Source organism: Anaerosolibacter carboniphilus (assembly GCF_014205875.1).
In the GTDB taxonomy this organism is placed as follows: Bacteria; Bacillota; Clostridia; order Peptostreptococcales; family Thermotaleaceae; genus Anaerosolibacter; species Anaerosolibacter carboniphilus.
On record NZ_JACHEN010000031.1, the window covers coordinates 33597 to 51363 of the forward strand.

Annotated in this window: 23 protein-coding genes, 1 pseudogene and 1 other annotated feature; of the genes and pseudogenes, 2 read left to right on the plus strand and 22 right to left on the minus strand. The window is 33.8% G+C overall.

Going from position 1 to position 17767, the window contains the following annotated elements; translation table 11 throughout:
• Positions 1 to 16: 16 nt before the first annotated feature.
• From HNQ80_RS20140 to HNQ80_RS20170, 7 genes and pseudogenes are all read right to left on the minus strand, one after another.
• Positions 17 to 574 (minus strand): GNAT family N-acetyltransferase, encoded by a 558-nt coding sequence (locus HNQ80_RS20140; RefSeq protein WP_184312491.1) that lies wholly within the window; start codon positions 572 to 574, stop codon positions 17 to 19.
• A gap of 76 nt (positions 575 to 650) precedes the next feature.
• Positions 651 to 1232: pseudogene (locus HNQ80_RS20145) on the minus strand (GrpB family protein).
• A gap of 45 nt (positions 1233 to 1277) precedes the next feature.
• Positions 1278 to 1715 carry an NUDIX domain-containing protein gene (locus tag HNQ80_RS20150; RefSeq protein WP_184312492.1) on the minus strand — a complete coding sequence of 146 codons (438 nt, stop codon included), beginning with the start codon at positions 1713 to 1715 and terminating at the stop codon, positions 1278 to 1280.
• Positions 1716 to 2189: 474 nt separating this feature from the next.
• Entirely contained in the window at positions 2190 to 3953 is a 1764-nt protein-coding gene (gene argS / locus HNQ80_RS20155; RefSeq protein WP_184312493.1) for an arginine--tRNA ligase, read from the minus strand.
• A gap of 66 nt (positions 3954 to 4019) precedes the next feature.
• Positions 4020 to 4227 (minus strand) — a binding site (T-box leader).
• Positions 4228 to 4417: 190 nt separating this feature from the next.
• Positions 4418 to 4822 (minus strand): VOC family protein, encoded by a 405-nt coding sequence (locus HNQ80_RS20160; RefSeq protein WP_184312494.1) that lies wholly within the window; start codon positions 4820 to 4822, stop codon positions 4418 to 4420.
• A gap of 30 nt (positions 4823 to 4852) precedes the next feature.
• On the minus strand, positions 4853 to 5221 hold the full coding sequence (locus HNQ80_RS20165) for a cupin domain-containing protein (RefSeq protein WP_184312495.1): 369 nt from the start codon (positions 5219 to 5221) through the stop codon (positions 4853 to 4855).
• Positions 5222 to 5257: 36 nt separating this feature from the next.
• Positions 5258 to 5719 (minus strand): NUDIX domain-containing protein, encoded by a 462-nt coding sequence (locus tag HNQ80_RS20170; RefSeq protein ID WP_184312496.1) that lies wholly within the window; start codon positions 5717 to 5719, stop codon positions 5258 to 5260.
• A gap of 314 nt (positions 5720 to 6033) precedes the next feature.
• Here HNQ80_RS20170 and HNQ80_RS20175 point away from each other — a divergent pair, with 314 nt between their 5' ends.
• Together HNQ80_RS20175 and HNQ80_RS20180 are read left to right on the plus strand one after the other, a co-directional pair.
• Positions 6034 to 6267 (plus strand): DUF5659 domain-containing protein, encoded by a 234-nt coding sequence (locus tag HNQ80_RS20175; RefSeq protein ID WP_207727119.1) that lies wholly within the window; start codon positions 6034 to 6036, stop codon positions 6265 to 6267.
• A 110-nt stretch (positions 6268 to 6377) separates the two neighbouring features.
• Positions 6378 to 6974 (plus strand): CPBP family intramembrane glutamic endopeptidase, encoded by a 597-nt coding sequence (locus tag HNQ80_RS20180; RefSeq protein WP_184312498.1) that lies wholly within the window; start codon positions 6378 to 6380, stop codon positions 6972 to 6974.
• A 252-nt stretch (positions 6975 to 7226) separates the two neighbouring features.
• Here the strand turns inward: HNQ80_RS20180 and HNQ80_RS20185 are convergent, their stop codons facing one another.
• The 15 genes from HNQ80_RS20185 to HNQ80_RS20250 all read right to left on the minus strand — a co-directional run bounded on the left by HNQ80_RS20185 (position 7227) and on the right by HNQ80_RS20250 (position 17695).
• Entirely contained in the window at positions 7227 to 7454 is a 228-nt protein-coding gene (locus HNQ80_RS20185; protein ID WP_184312499.1) for a hypothetical protein, read from the minus strand.
• Positions 7455 to 7468: 14 nt separating this feature from the next.
• A complete protein-coding gene (locus HNQ80_RS20190) occupies positions 7469 to 7720 on the minus strand; it encodes a LexA family protein (RefSeq protein ID WP_207727120.1) in 252 nt (83 codons plus the stop codon).
• 306 nt (positions 7721 to 8026) lie between these two features.
• Positions 8027 to 9304 carry an S-layer homology domain-containing protein gene (locus HNQ80_RS20195; RefSeq protein ID WP_184312501.1) on the minus strand — a complete coding sequence of 426 codons (1278 nt, stop codon included), beginning with the start codon at positions 9302 to 9304 and terminating at the stop codon, positions 8027 to 8029.
• A 38-nt stretch (positions 9305 to 9342) separates the two neighbouring features.
• Positions 9343 to 10122, minus strand: a complete 780-nt coding sequence (locus HNQ80_RS20200) for a hypothetical protein (protein WP_184312502.1) — start codon at positions 10120 to 10122, stop codon at positions 9343 to 9345.
• 217 nt (positions 10123 to 10339) lie between these two features.
• Positions 10340 to 11074 carry a hypothetical protein gene (locus HNQ80_RS20205; protein ID WP_184312503.1) on the minus strand — a complete coding sequence of 245 codons (735 nt, stop codon included), beginning with the start codon at positions 11072 to 11074 and terminating at the stop codon, positions 10340 to 10342.
• Positions 11075 to 11260: 186 nt separating this feature from the next.
• Positions 11261 to 11791 (minus strand): GNAT family N-acetyltransferase, encoded by a 531-nt coding sequence (locus HNQ80_RS20210; RefSeq protein WP_184312504.1) that lies wholly within the window; start codon positions 11789 to 11791, stop codon positions 11261 to 11263.
• 173 nt (positions 11792 to 11964) lie between these two features.
• On the minus strand, positions 11965 to 12528 hold the full coding sequence (locus HNQ80_RS20215) for a GNAT family N-acetyltransferase (RefSeq protein WP_207727121.1): 564 nt from the start codon (positions 12526 to 12528) through the stop codon (positions 11965 to 11967).
• A gap of 236 nt (positions 12529 to 12764) precedes the next feature.
• Positions 12765 to 13163, minus strand: a complete 399-nt coding sequence (locus tag HNQ80_RS20220) for a hypothetical protein (RefSeq protein WP_184312505.1) — start codon at positions 13161 to 13163, stop codon at positions 12765 to 12767.
• Positions 13164 to 13314: 151 nt separating this feature from the next.
• Entirely contained in the window at positions 13315 to 14070 is a 756-nt protein-coding gene (locus tag HNQ80_RS20225) for a hypothetical protein (RefSeq protein WP_184312506.1), read from the minus strand.
• 13 nt (positions 14071 to 14083) lie between these two features.
• Positions 14084 to 15058, minus strand: coding sequence for a hypothetical protein (locus HNQ80_RS20230; RefSeq protein ID WP_330602980.1), 975 nt, complete (start codon positions 15056 to 15058; stop codon positions 14084 to 14086).
• Complete coding sequence (locus HNQ80_RS26540) at positions 15043 to 15480, minus strand: DEAD/DEAH box helicase family protein (protein WP_330602981.1); 438 nt, start codon at positions 15478 to 15480, stop codon at positions 15043 to 15045. The genes HNQ80_RS20230 and HNQ80_RS26540 overlap by 16 nt, the downstream gene beginning before the upstream one ends.
• Positions 15477 to 16196: a phage terminase small subunit gene (gene terS, locus HNQ80_RS20235; protein WP_184312507.1), complete on the minus strand. Its 720-nt coding sequence runs from the start codon at positions 16194 to 16196 to the stop codon at positions 15477 to 15479. Before terS ends, HNQ80_RS26540 begins: the two co-directional genes overlap by 4 nt.
• Before the next feature lie 69 nt (positions 16197 to 16265).
• Entirely contained in the window at positions 16266 to 16460 is a 195-nt protein-coding gene (locus tag HNQ80_RS20240; RefSeq protein ID WP_243183447.1) for a hypothetical protein, read from the minus strand.
• A 96-nt stretch (positions 16461 to 16556) separates the two neighbouring features.
• A complete protein-coding gene (locus tag HNQ80_RS20245) occupies positions 16557 to 17069 on the minus strand; it encodes a hypothetical protein (protein WP_184312508.1) in 513 nt (170 codons plus the stop codon).
• A gap of 146 nt (positions 17070 to 17215) precedes the next feature.
• Positions 17216 to 17695 (minus strand): hypothetical protein, encoded by a 480-nt coding sequence (locus tag HNQ80_RS20250; protein WP_184312509.1) that lies wholly within the window; start codon positions 17693 to 17695, stop codon positions 17216 to 17218.
• Positions 17696 to 17767 lie beyond the last annotated feature (72 nt).

The window sequence follows — 17767 nt, forward strand, 5'->3', positions numbered from 1 at the left end:
ACATTCATCTTTATTCCTAATGTATACTTCTAGCATTTTTCCACTGACTAGCCAACATACCATAAATAACATGGCTGACATAATGGTCATACAGCCATTCTACTTCCTTTGAAGTTCCTTCGTTACTAAAACCTAATCTTTCAGGAATAGCCCTACTTTTATAGTTTTTTTCAGCACATCTAATCTCTACTCTGTTTAGATTTAAATCTGTTAATGCATATTCTACAAATGCCTTCGTTGCTCTTACCGTTATTCCTTTTCCTTGATAGTTTTCTCCTAACCAGTAACCTATACTTGTTGATTTATTTGTCCAATCCATCTTGTGATAACCTATAACACCAGCTAATTTTTGTTTATACCATATTCCTGCTTGAAATCCACTATTTGACGCAATTTGTTTCTTGCTCATTTCTATAAATGTTTTTGTATCTGCCATACTTTTCGTACCATCAACCCATGGAAGCCATTCCATAAGATATGATTTACATGAATAAATTAAATCAAATAACTCTTCCGCATTGTTAATATCCAATATTTTTAGTTCAACATCGTTATCTATTATGTATTTGAACATAAACAATCCCCCCATTATCAACCTATTATTCAATAAATCACTTTGATTTTACTACTCATTATAAGAATGTTATGTATTAAAATGACAGTAGATTATTTTTGGGGTTATATTTGTCGGCATATTCTTGTTTTGCCATTTCTGTATATTTTAAAATGAAATCAGATTTAGCGTCTGTATATCCATCTCGGTTATGTTCATATTTTCCTATAAGTTCTAATTTAAGTTTACCATATTCTTTAGCAACTTCTTCATGTTCCTTAAGGTAGTCTCTAAAATACAATTCATCCCAGTTATCATAATAGCGAACATGTAAATGATATACTTTTTCTGCAAACCCTTCTTTTGTATATCCTTTATTAAACACCATATCCATCCATGGGTTTTTTCGAGATGACATCAACAACCAACCGTTATGTAATATGGCGTCTGTTAATTATTCAATATTGCTTTCATTATTTATTTCTAACAATATATCTACTGTTGGCTTAGCAATCAAACCTTCAACCGAGATACTTCCTATATGGTTAATACGCATAATATTTTTACTATCAATACAATTTAAAAGCTCTCGTTTTTCAATTTCATACCAATCTTTATAATCTGTACTATGTTCTCTTAAGATGATAGGAAATAACTCCCATAATTCTTCCAGCGTCATTTCTGACAATTCTTTTCCCGTATATACATATCCTCCACTTCAAAATTAATCATTATTATAGCACTTGTATACTATTTTACTATTCATTATTGAGTCCCAGTTCCAAGATTTCATTCTATCAACAAATATATCTCTGTCAAAAATTTCTCCAATATCCTGTATACTGATCCAATCAAATCCATCATGCTCGTCAGAGATATTTATCTCTCCAGGAATAATTTCACAATGATATATTATCCCAGTGGTATGAAAGTTTTCGCTAGGTTTATATTCCCATGTATCTATTAGCTTAATTGGTTTTACCTCTATCTCTAGTTCTTCCCTTATCTCTCTGGCTAAAGTTTCTTCCGCTGTTTCTCCAAATTCCATTCTGCCACCAGGTAAATCCCATCGTTTCTTATCATCTATCAATTTATATATTGCTAGAAATTTATTATCGTTAATGATCAGTGCCTTCGTAGAAAAAAAGAATTCTTTTTTCATTTATATCCTCCTAATGAATATGGTTTTGTTGGGCAGTACGCTAATATGCTCTTTATCCATGCCCTCGTAAAATAAATTGCCATACTATTTTTATTCTAGCTGGTTTATAACAGAAATATTGTCGTATTCTGTATGTAAAATAAAAATAGTGCATTTGGCACTAAATTATTAAGCGACATGGAAAAACTCCTATCTGCATTAGTTTCTATACAGACAGGAGTTCTATTTTACTCGCACACAAATTATTTTACATTCTTCATTCAAGTTATATTCATAATTATTTGTTGAAAAATTATTTTAGAACTTTCTAGATCCCCCAAAGCTCTTAGTCTGTCAAAACATAAAGCATACTTCAATTTTCACTTAAATTCTCATCACTACTGCTATTGTGGCTCTTTTTATGATTTCAAGCAAATACAAATCTATGCAAAAATCAAGAAAACAAATCTACTTTGTTTGTTAATTTTTCCCAAACTACATTCTTTCTGGAGTCTCAATACCAAGTAGATCCAATCCTGTCTCAAGAACTCTCATTGTTAGAGAAATAAGGTTAATCCAGGATGCCTTTTTATCGATATTTTCCTCTGCTATTATTTTGTTATCATGATAAAATCTATTAAAGGTACTAGCCAGATCATAAACGTAGTCACATATTTTGTTGGGTGCCTTATCTTTAAAGCTTAATTCCACCACTTCATTGAATTTTGATAGCTTTAAAAATAGACTTCTTTCCACGTTACTATATGGAGTGTTTATTTTATTGGAATATTGAAAACCTTCCTCAGTAATTCTTCTTAGAATAGATTTAATTCTAACGACTGTATATAAAATATAGGGGCCCGTGTTTCCTTCGAAAGATGAAAACCTCTCAATGTCAAATACGTAATCTTTCGTGGCCTGATTGGACAAATCACCATATTTCAACGCAGACAATCCAACCTTTCTTGCAATCTCGTCTGCTTCTACAAAATCAATAGATTTGTTTTCCTGGAGCTTATCCTTAACTGCATCCTTAATGATTTGAATTAGATCTTGTAGTCTCATCACGCCACCTTCTCTTGTTTTAAAAGGCTTACCATCCTTGCCATTCATAGTTCCGAATCCGATAAATTCTAGTTTTAAAGCTTCACCTGCAATCTTCGTTTTTTTAGCACATCTGAATACTTGCTCGAAATGCAAATCTTGTCTTTTATCAACGACATATATGATTTGATCAGGTGCATACTCTTCAACTCTCTCCCATATAGTTGCAAGGTCAGTTGTACTATACAAGGAAGCCCCATCGGACTTTAAAACTATGAAAGGAGGAATTATATGAGTATCCGCTTCTTTAGCGACATCAACTATTAGCAATCCTTCACTCTCTGAAGTATAGTTATTGTCTTTCAAATATTTTACCATTCCATCAACATATTTTTGACTATCGCTTTCGCCTTTCCAAAGATCAAAATGCACATTTAAATTACCATAACCCTTTTTTAGGTCCGCTACAGAGACATTTAAAATATGCTTCCAAAGTTCAACATAACCCCTTCGTCCTTTTTGAAGCTCAGAAGTTGCCTTTTTAGATTCTTCCATAGCTACGCTATCTGTTTTTGCTAGTTTACTAGCAGTAGGATATATTTCTTCAAGCTCATCTATTGTAAAGGGAGCTTCTTTTGAATAATCTCCTTGGAAGCTTTCATCAAAATATGGAAGGTCTGGGTTCCGTCTTCTAAGCTCAGATATTACCATGCCTATTTGTAGACCCCAATCACCTAAATGAACATCGCCTATTACGTTATGTCCCATAAACTTAGAAATTCTTTTAAGACTTTCACCAATTATGGCTGAACGAAGATGTCCAACATGAAGGGGCTTTGCAACATTTGCGCCACCATAATCTATAATAATGGTCTTTGGATTAGGAACTTCATCACATCCAAGTTTTTTATTATTATACATTTCATTTATATACTCAGTGAGGAAACGATCTTCAATATTGATATTGATAAAGCCAGGACCCGCTATTGAAACATCTTGAAATGCCTCTATTTTTTTCAGTTCCTCTAATATCTCATTGGCTATTTGAACAGGTGCCTTTTTATATTGTTTAGCAGCAGAAAGAGCTCCATTACATTGGAATTGGCATAAATCTGGTCTATTTGATATTGTGATTGTGCCATATTCTCTATCATAGCCAAATTGTTCGAATTGATCTTCAACTATATTACTTATTTTCTTAATGAGCATTTTCATATATATACCTCCCATTAGATTTTTTGACTAATTTAAAATAGCAAATAAAAAATACCCATCTCTAATAATAGAGACGGGTATATATCCGCGGTACCACTCAAATTGACTATATAGTCCACTTAAAACTTTAACGCAGTTAACGGCTAACCCTTACAATAGTTCAGGCAGCTTCTCAGAGGCCCTCTTCTCCATTTGATTTCTTGCAGAACTTCCACCATACTCCTGCTCGCTATTAGAATATATAAATGGATACTCTTCTCTTCACAGAATTTTTCAAAGTATGTTTGTAAATTATATTATATTATTTTATATTTACTGTCAATATATTCCTTATAGATGGGATATTTCACAATTTTCATTACTAGGAATTTCCTTGGGTATCGTCATGTCACTTTCTTCATAAAGTTCCCTCAAATAACTGTAATCTTCATCATTACATTTTCACTATTTTCCTGTATACAAACTTAGCAATTTACTATCTTTGCAAATGCTAAAATATGCCCATCTAGATCTGATCCATATGAGACACAATCACCCCAAGATCTTATCTTTCCCTCGCTTATATATGTCCCTCCAGCTTCAACAAGCCTATCAAGATATTTGTCTGGGTCATCCACATATATATAGATCTCACATCTAGGCTTTTTACTAGCTTCATTAGGATGTGGTATCTTTCCTTCAAGCACCCTATAAATGCCTTCTTCAGGCATAATCCCTAACACAGCATACTCATTCAACTTAAACTCTGTCATTCCAGGCACATCTAAGGTTGGTCTGGATTCTAATACCTTTTGATAAAAGGCTTTTGATTTATCTTGATCTTCAGCATAAATTATGAAAATAACGCCTTTTTCTTTAGAGATGTTCATATTCTAAGTTCCCCCATTCTAACATACTTCTTATTTTACTAATTGATCATCAATAGATTTAGTTAGCTCACTTTTAACATTCCCCGTATGCTTTGTCTCTTTTCTCTCGATAAGCATAACCCAGCACTCATCCGTGGCTACTGGCTTATGCTTAACCCCCTTCTTCACCACATGAATATCTCCTTCTTTTAGTAGCCATGTTTCATCTTCATAGTGTAGATCAAAACTACCTCTTACTACATAGAACATCTCATCCTCATTCTCATGCTCATGCCATACAAATTCACCTTTGAACTTAGCTAGTTTAATATAATCGTCATTCACTTCTCCGATTATTTTAGGAGCCCAATACCCTTCTATTGTTTCAAACAGCCTATAAACGTTCCCGTTTATGTACATTCTCAATTTCCTCCTTTTTTACTTTCTATCTTCAAACTAATTAGCTAAGAACATTTCAAGTGCTTTTTTACTTGGTGGAAACCAGTGATGGATTTCTTCTAATTCTTCGAATTTTACCCATTTATACTCTACCATTTCATCTATCGCAATCTTTATTTCCCCTTTAAATTGTTTGCAAAGGAAAATATGAGGCATTACTATCCTATCAACACCTTTAACGAATGCCCTAGATTCAACTTGCCCTAAATAGTCTAGATTCAAACCCGTCAATCCAAATTCTTCTTCTAATTCTCTAATTGCACATTCATAAGTCGTCTCAGCCCCATCCATTTTTCCACCAGCTATGCTCCACCCTTGTCCATCTGTTCTTAATCCAAGTAAGACTCTATCATTATCTAGAACGATAATTCCGGTACAGTTATCTAGTATCCCTTCTGACGTTCCATATTCATCAATTTCATTCACAGTTTTAATCTTATTATAGTCTTTAGCTATCATATTTTCACTCCCTTATAATTTGAATGCTACTTTAATTGATGTATTCTATATCTATTCAATTGCTTTTTAATGTTCTTACTGCCTTAATTTGGTATTAGATATATTCTATTATAAGCTAAAAATCTTTAACTTTTCAAGAACGTATGTTCTAGGTTGTTTTTAGCCAGTACTCGTAATTGAGAGTTACATTAAGATATTTGGAGTACATCGTTTCACATCGTGAATTATGAACTTTTTATCTTTTTTCAAAAATAGATATACCAAAACTATGAATTTATAGCACTTAAGGTGATGATTTGCAGCATAATAAACTAATGCAAATTACAGATAAGGACCTTATGGTATTTTTTGTAGCCAGTAGCCATGAAATAAAAAAAGTTCAGAAGGATCCTGAACGCAATCGCAGTTTAGTATTCTTTGAAGATACAGTTGATCTTAGTAACTCTATCCTGGCTTTTACTAACAAATCTAAAGCCATCAATATTGGGGATTATCAAGCAGTAGAAAGGCGTGTGAAAACACTTCTCTCCATGCAGAAAATCTCATAAATCTCCACTTTCATCTTTCAACTTAAATCCTAAAGTTGAAGGAGTTGATATTCATGTTAAAACCACCCATCACCCGCACGGGTAGAACAAGCCAAGTTAGGAGGCCAATCATGGAAAAATCAAAAACAAAAGTACCTGGCTTTACTGTTATAGGTTCTTTTTTATTCGTACTTTTAGTCATAGCAATACAAGTTGGATTATATATACCTTTTGAAATTGCTATGCTTTTCCCGTTTTTCAATTCTAATCCTAATTCCATGGCTTTTTTACAGTTTGCTGAAGAATTTTTTATTTATTTATTAGTTATTCTTTATCTAAATCGATACGCTAAAAAAAGATTTTCTCAAGCCATTACTTTAGGAGGTAAACCCTCTTTAAAAACTTGCTTGCATATCCTATTGCTCGTGGTAGGTTATAACTTGTTCATTGATAATACACTTATACACCTTCTGAAAGATATTCCTCCAGATGAGTATCTTATAGATTATTTTGAAGAATTATCCGTAAGCCCGATCGTATTAATTCTATTGGTAGTTATTACAGGTCCTATATACGAGGAAATTCTTTATCGAGGCATTATTATGAAAGGTTTACTAATGAGAAATAAGCCTTGGGTTGCTGTAGTCACCTCCTCAATAATATTCGGTTTTATACATTTAAACATTCACCAAGATCTTAATGCATTTATAATAGGCTTAATTCTTTGATTTATTTATCTAAAGACTAACTCTTTGATTCCAAGCATTGTGATGCATATTTTCAATAATTTCATTGCTGTAAGCGAACTTCTTTATTTTGATGGTAACTTTAATTTAGTGGCTTTGATAACAGGCAGTATTCTGCTTATTCTAACGCTAAAATATTTCATCAGTTACAAAACGGATAGTGAAGAAAATTTCACCTCTCAAGAGGAAACAGCGTAAAAGATCAGCCTTTCAGCTGATCTTTTATCATACTTTCTATGAAACGTGCATCTTACTTTTCTTTACTCCTGGAATCATAGCTGACAAAATATTTTCCTTCTTAAAATTTCTAATAGCCTTCTTGCTATAACAGTATGCGTGAACTATGTTTCGTTCAATATTTCTTATTAGAATTTGTCGCTGCGAAATTTCCATGTCTCTTTGATAAATGATAGTAACAGGCTTCTTAGTTTCTAAGGCATAGTTTAGAACATGATCGATCATTTAATCACCTCATTCTAAAAATTAAACCTTATTTTCTTTATTATTAATCTACCTTCATCTGTTATCATCAACGCTCTAGAGCTTAGCTCTTTTCTTTGTATATAGCCAGCGTCCTCAAGCATACAAATATATTTATGAATAGTACATGTGGAATTAAATGTAACTAGTCCTTGAAGATCTCTGATGGCTGGACTATAGCCATTTGAATCAATATAGTCTAAAATAGCTAATAGCAATTCTAATTGTTTTCTAGTAGTACTCGACATGTGCTTTTCCATAATATCAACCCTATTATCATTGTATTAATATAATTATACCCGAACGTTTGTTCTGTGTAAAGACTAATAAAAAATGCAGCAATAAAGTGAAAGAGTAAATTCCAGTTTGTAGGACTAAATTCAATCCTATGGAGGTTACTTCTACACGCCTCTTTCAGTATAGTAAAGGTGCGGATGAGTGCCTACCTGTGCTGAAAGAGCGGTCACCATGTCTTTTAAAAATTAATGTGCATCAAAAGCCTAAACAAAAATGAAAGGCACAGTAACTATTTATATAGCTAATGTGCCTTTCATCTATTTTAAATTTATAATTAAAATTGGTTGCTCACCTTTCTCTGCTATTGTTCCATTATAACCTATATATTTAGATTTGGTAAATATAGCGATTTTATCAATGCTACTCTTAGTGGGCTTTGAAACATTCTTTATTAATTCTGATTCTAACGGTTCCTGCAAAAAAGTAATTGCAGTATAATCTTGATTTGGCATAATTGATTGAGTTAGTCCGCTTAACCCCGAAAAGTCCGGATACAGATCATAAAAATAATTATAATATCCATCTTCATTTGAAAAATTGCATATTCTCCTTGGTCTAAAATACTTGCTATCAATTAAGCCAATGCCAACACTAGAATGTAATTCCCTTTCATCGAGCAGGTTTGTAAGCTTAATTGCAATTATATCACCGTTATATTTGTCTTTATGCTTAATTTCAACTCCTCTAACCATTACATTTCCAACTTTTACTGGTAGATCGTTTACATTGGCATAATATATCTTCCGACTACTAAAATCCTCACCATGACTTTCCCACAAATATCCATCTTTAAGTCCTAAGGTATTAAATAGCTTTTTACTATTTTCTTCTTTATTATCGGTTAATGGTCCTAAATCTATCGATTGTAACTGATCTAGGGTTTTATATGCTCCATAACTTTTAAAGAAATCTTTATTAATTTTAGTTATTGCCATATAGAATAATTTTGCAACATCTGCCCTTGTTAAAGGACTATAGGGAAAGAATTTTCCCATTTCATGATCCCTCATTAAATCGTTATCTCGGATCGTCTTGATATAAACCCTTAATTCATATGGCACATCTTGAATATCTGATCCCCAAATATTTGAATAATTTAGATTTTCTTCTTTTTTATTTATCCACTCTACTGCTTCTGTCTCTTTCCCTATCATCCTAGTAATCATTCTGGCTGCTTCAACGCGATTAATATGCTTCGTGTAATCACTAAATTCGCCTTCCTTTATAATTGATAGCTCCATTGCCTTATTAATATAGCTATCATACCAATTTCCTTCTGTTGAAGCTGGCGGATTATGCCCTAATGCTTTAATAAGAATAGTTGTAAACTCATATACAGTCACCTTATTGTCTGGTTTAAATGTACCATCAGTATAGCCATTCATTATTTTCTTCTCAGCCAATTTTTCAATATAACTTCTGCTCCAACTATATTTTGCATCTGGAAAAGTTATATTTCCTGCAAATGTAATCTGCTGGATGCTAGTAACAAGTATAGATAAAAATATAAAAAATAATATAGTGTTTTTCTTCATTAGTTGCAATACTCCTTTCAAAATAAATTACAAAATGATTAGTAGTTCATCTGAGTCAAATACTCTAATAAAACATACCTATCCCCTTCTTTTTTAATGAGACATTTCATTTTTCTTGAAAGCTTTGATTCTACTAATGTCTCTTCATCCCACTTATCTTTTGGTTCATAACTACAGATATCTAGCGCTTGAGGATCATAAATGTCTACATCCGCCGTATAAGTTCCATCACCGTTGTCTAGCAGTTTTGTTAGCTGGGAAAACGGAAAGGCTTCTCCATCAGCACAGATCTCCTTATAATAGCCATTCTCTCGTTTTGATTCTACATCACTAAGATTTCTAGTCGTCATGTCTATTCCGAAATACTTATTGATACTCTTATAGATTTGATTTTCAGATATGTATCCATAACCATCGTTATTAAAACTCTTAAGAGAATTAGAATTATTAATATAGTTATGCCACCATGAAAAATGAATCAATGCTTCATTCGTTACATCACCTTCTTTAAAATCAGGCATGTATACTTCAGAGAAATTACTAAAGAAGATATTTAACTTTTTATGAAATTCATAATCTAAAGGTACCTCTTTTTCTTTGGTTTCTACTGATTGTGTAGAAGTTGACTGCTCAACTGAAACTTGCAGGGTCTGAGTTGATTGTTCTTCAGTAATACTTTCTTTAGAAGAGTCTACAATACTCTCTGGAGCTTTATTAAGGGCTAAATCCTTATTTTCGTCCTTCGAACTACACCCTAAAAGAAGAGTTGCAGAAAGTGATAACAGTATAATTTTCGAAATAAAACCTTTGATTTGCATGTATTCTTCATCTCCTAACATGTAATATTTGGATTTAATTGATATTTTCACTAGATTATTTTTAGATCATCTCAAGTAAGTTAATGTTATGCCAAACGAGAAAATGCTATTGTAGTCTTTATTGCACTCATTAGTGCCTCTTCAAGAAGTTAACCTACCTTTTCCATTTAATGTTGCAAAATTGACTTCTAAATAGCTTAGGCCTCTCTCTTCATTCTCATTGTTGTTTTAACAACAATATCTTTTTATGTAAAAAATAATAGATTGAAAATACTATAACATCCAGAAATAAGAGTATTATCGAGAATTTAAACACAAATGTGCTTATCATTTCATATTCGCTATAATTACTTAATTGAAATCCTACAAAAATACTTAATACATGTATACCTATAAATATAAAAGATGCTTTTAACTGTCCTTGGCCAATTAAAATCAAGCCCATAATCTGCAAAAAAGTACTAATGTACATGCCAATTAATCTGGCTAGTGTATACTGATAACCGTTAGATATTCCATCAAAATTGTTACCTAGAACAATTAATGTTAAAATGCTAAAAAAGAATAATCCCCATCTATTAAGTGAATATGGATTTTTCCACACCTTTTCACCACTTATAATAAACTTTCCAGCAATTTTCTCACCAGGGCTAAGCCATAATACTCTTTTAGATATTATTTTATGATAGAAAATAACTAAAACGATTATCAGAATATTGGTGGTTATAGCCATAATGAACGTAGTTAAAGCTGATTCAAATAAACTTGAACCCTTCACACTTTCTATCAACGCTATAATAGCAGCATAGATAGTGGCAACTATATACCAGTCGCATACTCCTGCATAGAATGGATGTGGCTTCGAATTATGAATACTTTCGCTATTCTCCTGTACTACTTTATCATTCGTTGAAGCTGTATATGTCTCTGCTATCTTCTCCTCGTTTTCCATATGCCCTCCTTTTATATTTATTGGCTCTTATTAGTTATATTTTAATATCTTTTCATGGATTATCTTGTCGTAATTTGTTGTTAGCAATAAAAAACAAATAACCATATTTGATTTTTTGTCTTTTAAAAAAGAAAGGACAACAGACTTATTTATCTGTTGACCTTTTAGTTTTGAGGCTGAGACAACCTATTCGAAAAATTCTTTTGGATAAACAACAGTTCCTGCGATACCTTCAAGACTTCTTTCTTCAAGTTCCAACGCCATAAAAGCTTCGTCCGGCACATCAAATGGAGCTTTAATTCCCCATATGCTAGCAGGTCTAAAGCCGAATCGTGGATAATATTTACTATGCCCAAGTAGAACTATGGACTTAAACCCTAACTGTTTTGCGATTTTTAAGCTTTCAATTATAAGTGCATTACCGATACTTTTATTCTGGTATTGTGGTAAAACTGAAACAGGCGCTAACGCTAATGATTCATATTCTTTCACTTCATTTTGAATAAATATTTTTGTAAGCATAATATGCCCTACGGTTTTTCCGTCAAGCTCTGCTACAAGGGAAAGCTCAGGTATAAAAGAAGCACTTTTTCTCAGCCTCGCAACTAAAAACTGCTCTTTATGGTCGCTATACTCTGCATTTTCAAACGCCTTTTCCACAATAAACTCTGTCACCTTATAATCCTGCGCTGTTTCCTGTCTTACAGTTATATTCATATAAACAGTCTCCTCCTCAAACAGAATCGAATGAACAATCATACTTCATGATTTTTAATCTGTACGACTTAGAAGTTTTAATTTATTTTTCGCTATTATCCTTAGATTTCCTTCAAATTAATAGAAGGTAGGAGAAATCCCACTTTCTATCAATTATTCATTTAGAAGATAAATCAGATCATCCATTCTCTCTTCAATAGAGAGAAGCAATATTCATCCCAAAAACTATTTTTATAGAACCCATGTTCTCTTAAGACTCCTTCTTCTTTAAATCCTAACTTCTTCAACAGTTCAATAGAGGCTATGTTCTCTAGCATAACCAATGCTTCAATTCTATTTAAATCCATTGTCTGAAATCCATAATCAATTACACTTTTTAGCGCCTCTTGCATAAATCCTTTCCCCCAATATTCTTTCCCTATTTCATACCCAATTTCACCGGTATGCTCATTTTCATCAAGCCCACTATTATAACCACATGTTCCAATCAAATGGTTATTTTCCTTATTAATAATCCCCCATCTTATAGCCTGCCTATTGTCGTAGAGATTATTTAGCAAGTCTATCATCTCATGTATGAATTCAATTTTTGTTAATGATTCGATATTCATATAACGTATTACATCTTCATCAGACCAATAATTTAATAAGACCTTTGCATCCTCGCTTGTTATCTTTCTCAATAATAGTCGACTTGTTTCTAATTCTGGAAATTCATTAATTCCTTTAGCATTCAAAGGCTAATCCCTCCTTTTGAATTAGTTACTAGCAATAGGATTATTATTTATATGTAGAGCTCCTCATTCACAGCTTGAAAATATTATCAAACATCCGTACAATTATCAAATTGCCACTTTGCGAGTGCTAAATCATCGCTTTATCTGTTTATATCATATTACATAATTTCTATTAACTACGCAAAACAAAGTTTCTATGTAAAAGGAAAAGCAGGAGCCTAAGCTCCTGCAACAAGTTACTCTGCATCATATTCATTTACTTCAAAAGATGCTATTTTATCAAATGCTATATAATCTTTTCTTGCTTTGAAAGGCCCTATATTGAAATCTTTATCAAATAAAAAGTACGGCTTGTCGGCTCCTTCGCTTTCATACCAAGAAATAGACTCTAATACCTTGGACATTGGCAAATCATACTCTTTCTCTACTCCGTTTACCATTGTAATTGTTAATATTGCCTTGTCACCTGTTGGCTGCGGAGTTACAATAGTCCCTCGTGGTGTAGCAGATGCTTCATTTGAATCTGGACCCTCTACGCCATCAATTATTGTTGAAACAACATAATAATATGTATTTCCATTATCTAGACCCTTATCTGTGTAGCTTTCTCCATCTCCATAAACAGCTTCTCCCACTGTTTGATAATTTCCACCAGCTGTTAATGATCTTTTAATATAGTATTTTGTTGCTCCTTCAACTGCATCCCATGTAAGATTTACTTGAGCATCACCTGCTGTTGCTACTAAATTACTAGGGGGATTTGGAAACCAAAGTGCATTATTAACATCATATGGCTGATAGCCCTCTGCAAGCCTCGATCAGCTTTACTCTTTCTTTAATCTTATTTATGTCCTCTTTATCATCTTGAGGCTTATAGATTACACTATATCGAACATTACCGAATCTCTCCCAATTTGTACCCATAGAATTGAATATCTTTAATAGAACCCCCGTAACAAAAGGCATCGATCGAAATAAGGATACTCCATAGGGCGAATCACCTTTTGGATTAAGGGGCGTAAATAAAATAAGATCCTGATACGGAAGGACCTTTGGTTCATAATGACCTGGTTGTATTTGAGAGATTGAATTCTCAAGGGGGTTTTCTGTCTGTCTTAATCTAATGCTGGAAATATCAACATTCTTTAGTGCGTAAAGATCATTTCTACGGTTATTTAGAACAATTTCTCCAGCACTGTTCCCACATTCAATCAATTGATCTAAATAGCTGGCTGCAAATGCATAGATACCCTTCTGATTAGAATTCACTTTTACATTTTCAAGGAAATCTCTAATCTCCTGTTGCTGTCTATCATTATCACATTCAATATCAAATTTCCCAACCAGTCTCACAATTCTTGATACAGCTGTGTCTAGTACCGGAACCGCTTCCCTCATAGTCTTATAAAGCTCATACTCAACCCTTAGAGGAACATATTGATTAATTGCATTGAAAGGGTGCTGATACCCTGTCCTGGTTTGGATTGTTACTCCATCAGGAGTTTGTTTGTTTTTTCTTTTAAAAAAATCTCTTAATCTCAATATCTCACCTCCTTTACCGTTCTAGTACAGAGACGTAGAATGGATTCTTATCAGGTGGTTCATAGAATGCCAATACGACTGCATCTGCTCTATCCGGTGACTGAAGCCCACGCTTCTTCATTTCTTCTTTTCTTTCTAGTGCGATTTTCCCCTTGCTTGTCATACGGTATTTTCTCGTAGTAAGCTGAGAAATTAGTTTCTCGTCATCTGGTAGCTCAATAATAGGATCTTTACCCTGCACATGATCAGAGAAATTTTCTTGTAAAATATCTCTAACAGCGGCCCAGCATTCAGTCCCTTTGTTATCATAGTGTTCATCATCAGAGGATGATCCGTTGTTTACGGGTATCACTTCCCAATTTTCCAATTCTTCCTCTCTGATTACTTCATTGAGCCTATCTGTAACGCCACCGCCTACACCGCTATCATCGACCTTGAAGCAAACTTTGTATGCAGTAGGGAACTTCTCAAGCATTTGTTTAGCGATACTAATTCCCCACCCGGCAGTTACCATGGTATCATTCTTCGAATAGCAGTGTAGCTTAAATACTTTTGAACCAATTCTCGGAGCAATGACCGTCTCATCATCACCAAATCGAGCAACGTCAATTCCAAGATGGATTGTATCACCTACAGAATCAATTTTAGCCTTAGTTGCCAGCTCAGCAAGTTCTAAGGCAATAAAGGTATCTGGTTCAGCTTTTGGAAATTCACCAAGTACCCTTATGCGATAAACATCTGAGTCCTCATGATACTTTCTTTTAAGCATCTCTATATTTTCTTTTGAGGTCCTTGGAGAATCTAAGCTAGATATCTTATGAGTCTTATAATCGGCCCTATCTCTATGATGAGAATCATAAAAAACCCCACTGATTCTTGTAGGGTTTCCACACATCAAGAGCTTATTTTCTTTTCCAGATAAGGTACCGAGTATAGCTTCCATGATTGGATCAGCAACGCCGGATGCTTCATCTACGATAAATAACATATACTCTTCATGAAATCCTTGCATGTTTTCAGGTCGTGTCGCAGTCCTAGCAGTGACAAACCATCTTTCGCCATACCTTTCATGTAGACCCTTGTTTTCGTCCATTCTAGGAGTCTTTCTATCTTACTGGTTGCTAACCATTTTGATATCTCGGCCCAAAGAACATCATGAAGCTGCTGCTTCGTTGGTGCTGTAGCAATTACCTTAGGAAATGGCCTACATGCTAAGTACCATAAAGCTGCTATAGATTCTAATCCAGTTTTACCCACCCCTTGACCTGACCTTACACTTACCTTAGGGCTCGAAGCTAAATCCATAAGTACTTTTTCCTGCCAAGAATCACAATAAAAATCTAACATATCTTCTGTAAAGGCTACGGGATTATCCCAGTATATATCTAATAGTTCTGTAAGAGGATTCATTTTGCTTTCCTCCTATTGGCGATATCTTTTATAGATTCTACCCAGTCTTTTGTATCTTCTCCAGACTTGCCGACTGAATCAATTTCACTCTTAAGTTTTTCTATCCTTAATTTCTGTTCTTCAGTAGCGAGGTCCGAATGTAGCATTGCATCATATTGTTTAATCATACTTCTGAGTTCAGACATGGCCCTTGATTGAGCATTAAGAAAATTGGCGTATTTATCCCACGCATGCTGGTATTCCCATTCCTCTTCAAGTGGGAGAAACTTAACTTCATCATCTTTATTAAAATACTGGCCTTTCTTCTTCTTTAATACTTTGGTCTCATCGCGCTTATCTCTAACATTCATGATCTTTTGAGCTCTAATGATAGCTGCATATTTTATCTTAATGTTATCCCAAAGAAGATCAATAGGTGATCTAGTTTCTATTTCATTCATGATTTCCAATGTTTCTTCCGGAAGCCACTTGGAAAAGAACCCATGTTTCTCAGCATTCTTATTTCCTTTTGGTGCGCCTCTTTTTTTGTGTGCACCCTTTTTGCTTTCTGATTCTTTTGTGTGCACACTTTTTCTATCCCATTCATATCGTTGCTTCCATGATTTGATAGTATTTAAGGTGACACCGTACTTCTCAGCTAATTCTTTATACTTCATACCTTTCAGGTAATCTGCTTTTGCTAACTCTTTTGTATCTGGAGCTCTAATTTCTAACATACCACCACCTCGACACTACATGCTTTTGAGTTGTTTTGAGAATGAAAAAAGAGCCTTTAAAAGACTCTATCATCCTCCAATATTAGTCCAGCGACCACCGCCGAACAAGATGCCTGCCATAATAATTAATCTAAAAGCTTCCCAAAATGTAATTTCCCTTAAACCAAATATTCCTGGCACTGTAATATTCCAAAGCCATTGAAATAACCAAGTAATTAGAAAAATCACCAACGGAATAATAATCAAAGCTAGTATAACATTCAATTTTATCTCCCCTTTCAATCTCAATTATAGCCTATCACAGATAGATTCCACCGAAAAAAGGTAGCAAGCATGCATCTTTGCCCTATACAAATATCCCTATCTACCATCCTGAACGCTAATGCCTCTAGTGATACATATCTGTTTGATATCATCAATCAATAAATCATAATCAACAAAATGATCTAATGCAAATGCAATTGATGTTGCTACCTTTTCATCGTCTAGAGTATCTCTAAAATAAACCATTTGCACTCCATAAATTGTGACAGGAACTCTCCCTCTATTATCCTCAACATTTCCAATAGCAACCGAAGTAACTCTATGCCAGTTGTATGTATCCATTTCATTGGTATATATGGGTTTAAAGGCTATATACTCATTGGCAACAAACACTTTATTCTTTGAAATTGCATTAACAGTAAATAAAAAAATAGCACCGAGTATAATCCCAACAAAAATACTTAAGAAAGTAAATGTACTTCTCCCTATTAGAAGCATAAACACACTATATGCTGCAGCTATAGCAAGTGATTTAAAGACAGCTTTCTTAATGTGCTCTTTGCTTGCTGTATAAACCTTTTCTTTTTCATCCTTCATATCTTCAGTCATAAGCCTCCACCTAATCTTCCAGTTTCTACTAATTATATTCTACTCTTTGTACTAAAGTCCTTTTTAAATAACTAAATTTGATCTCTCTAGGAAAAATTCCTAAATTTGCTTATAAACTTGAAACTAATTTCTACGATATCATCTTATCACATAGCATCCAGGAATTCGTGCTCTATAAGTGCTGTATTCCCATATAGTGCAACTGCTACCTTACTGATTCCTCTCTTTCTTACTTCCTTACACCATCTTTCATTATAGCTAACCTCATAGGCTATCTTATACCATGGCCTTCCCTTTAGATACCTGCTGATAATAACCTTTTGCTCTACTTCATCCAACGACTCTAGTGCTCTGTCCACCCTGGCCAGTTTATTATTCAAGAAATCAATTTGCCTCTGAATCATATCCTTTTTCTCTACTCTATGGATTACTTCTTCTTCTACCGGATGATTAATTTTAAATGTCTGTCCAATCTTCTCTCTACTGTAATCGATAGCCTTTGCTCCCAACTCGAGGTCGACTTCCAGCAACTCGTCCTCAAGATTATCAATATTCGCCCTCAATAGATGATAATATTTCAATGCCTTCTCTGCCATCTTGTAGTATTTTTCCTTAACCTCGATCATCTTCCCACCCCTTTCAATTACTTATGCTCAGTCCACCCGTATCTCTTAATGCATCTTTCAAAGGGACAATAT

What these genes read in the sequence shown, in the direction of transcription:
- argS (WP_184312493.1), bottom strand. Translation starts at nt 3,953, where the DNA reads ATGAAAATGCTCATTAAGAAAATAAGTAATATAGTTGAAGATCAATTC.
- HNQ80_RS20185 (WP_184312499.1), bottom strand. Translation starts at nt 7,454, where the DNA reads ATGATCGATCATGTTCTAAACTATGCCTTAGAAACTAAGAAGCCTGTT.
- HNQ80_RS20190 (WP_207727120.1), bottom strand. Translation starts at nt 7,720, where the DNA reads ATGTCGAGTACTACTAGAAAACAATTAGAATTGCTATTAGCTATTTTA.
- HNQ80_RS20200 (WP_184312502.1), bottom strand. Translation starts at nt 10,122, where the DNA reads ATGCAAATCAAAGGTTTTATTTCGAAAATTATACTGTTATCACTTTCT.
- HNQ80_RS20150 (WP_184312492.1), bottom strand. Translation starts at nt 1,715, where the DNA reads ATGAAAAAAGAATTCTTTTTTTCTACGAAGGCACTGATCATTAACGAT.
- HNQ80_RS20180 (WP_184312498.1), top strand. Translation starts at nt 6,378, where the DNA reads ATGGAAAAATCAAAAACAAAAGTACCTGGCTTTACTGTTATAGGTTCT.
- HNQ80_RS20160 (WP_184312494.1), bottom strand. Translation starts at nt 4,822, where the DNA reads ATGAACATCTCTAAAGAAAAAGGCGTTATTTTCATAATTTATGCTGAA.
- HNQ80_RS20195 (WP_184312501.1), bottom strand. Translation starts at nt 9,304, where the DNA reads ATGAAGAAAAACACTATATTATTTTTTATATTTTTATCTATACTTGTT.
- HNQ80_RS20210 (WP_184312504.1), bottom strand. Translation starts at nt 11,791, where the DNA reads ATGAATATAACTGTAAGACAGGAAACAGCGCAGGATTATAAGGTGACA.
- HNQ80_RS20245 (WP_184312508.1), bottom strand. Translation starts at nt 17,069, where the DNA reads ATGACTGAAGATATGAAGGATGAAAAAGAAAAGGTTTATACAGCAAGC.
- HNQ80_RS20250 (WP_184312509.1), bottom strand. Translation starts at nt 17,695, where the DNA reads ATGATCGAGGTTAAGGAAAAATACTACAAGATGGCAGAGAAGGCATTG.
- HNQ80_RS20140 (WP_184312491.1), bottom strand. Translation starts at nt 574, where the DNA reads ATGTTCAAATACATAATAGATAACGATGTTGAACTAAAAATATTGGAT.
- HNQ80_RS20165 (WP_184312495.1), bottom strand. Translation starts at nt 5,221, where the DNA reads ATGTACATAAACGGGAACGTTTATAGGCTGTTTGAAACAATAGAAGGG.
- HNQ80_RS20205 (WP_184312503.1), bottom strand. Translation starts at nt 11,074, where the DNA reads ATGGAAAACGAGGAGAAGATAGCAGAGACATATACAGCTTCAACGAAT.
- HNQ80_RS20230 (WP_330602980.1), bottom strand. Translation starts at nt 15,058, where the DNA reads ATGTTATTTATCGTAGATGAAGCATCCGGCGTTGCTGATCCAATCATG.
- terS (WP_184312507.1), bottom strand. Translation starts at nt 16,196, where the DNA reads ATGTTAGAAATTAGAGCTCCAGATACAAAAGAGTTAGCAAAAGCAGAT.
- HNQ80_RS26540 (WP_330602981.1), bottom strand. Translation starts at nt 15,480, where the DNA reads ATGAATCCTCTTACAGAACTATTAGATATATACTGGGATAATCCCGTA.
- HNQ80_RS20175 (WP_207727119.1), top strand. Translation starts at nt 6,034, where the DNA reads ATGCAAATTACAGATAAGGACCTTATGGTATTTTTTGTAGCCAGTAGC.
- HNQ80_RS20170 (WP_184312496.1), bottom strand. Translation starts at nt 5,719, where the DNA reads ATGATAGCTAAAGACTATAATAAGATTAAAACTGTGAATGAAATTGAT.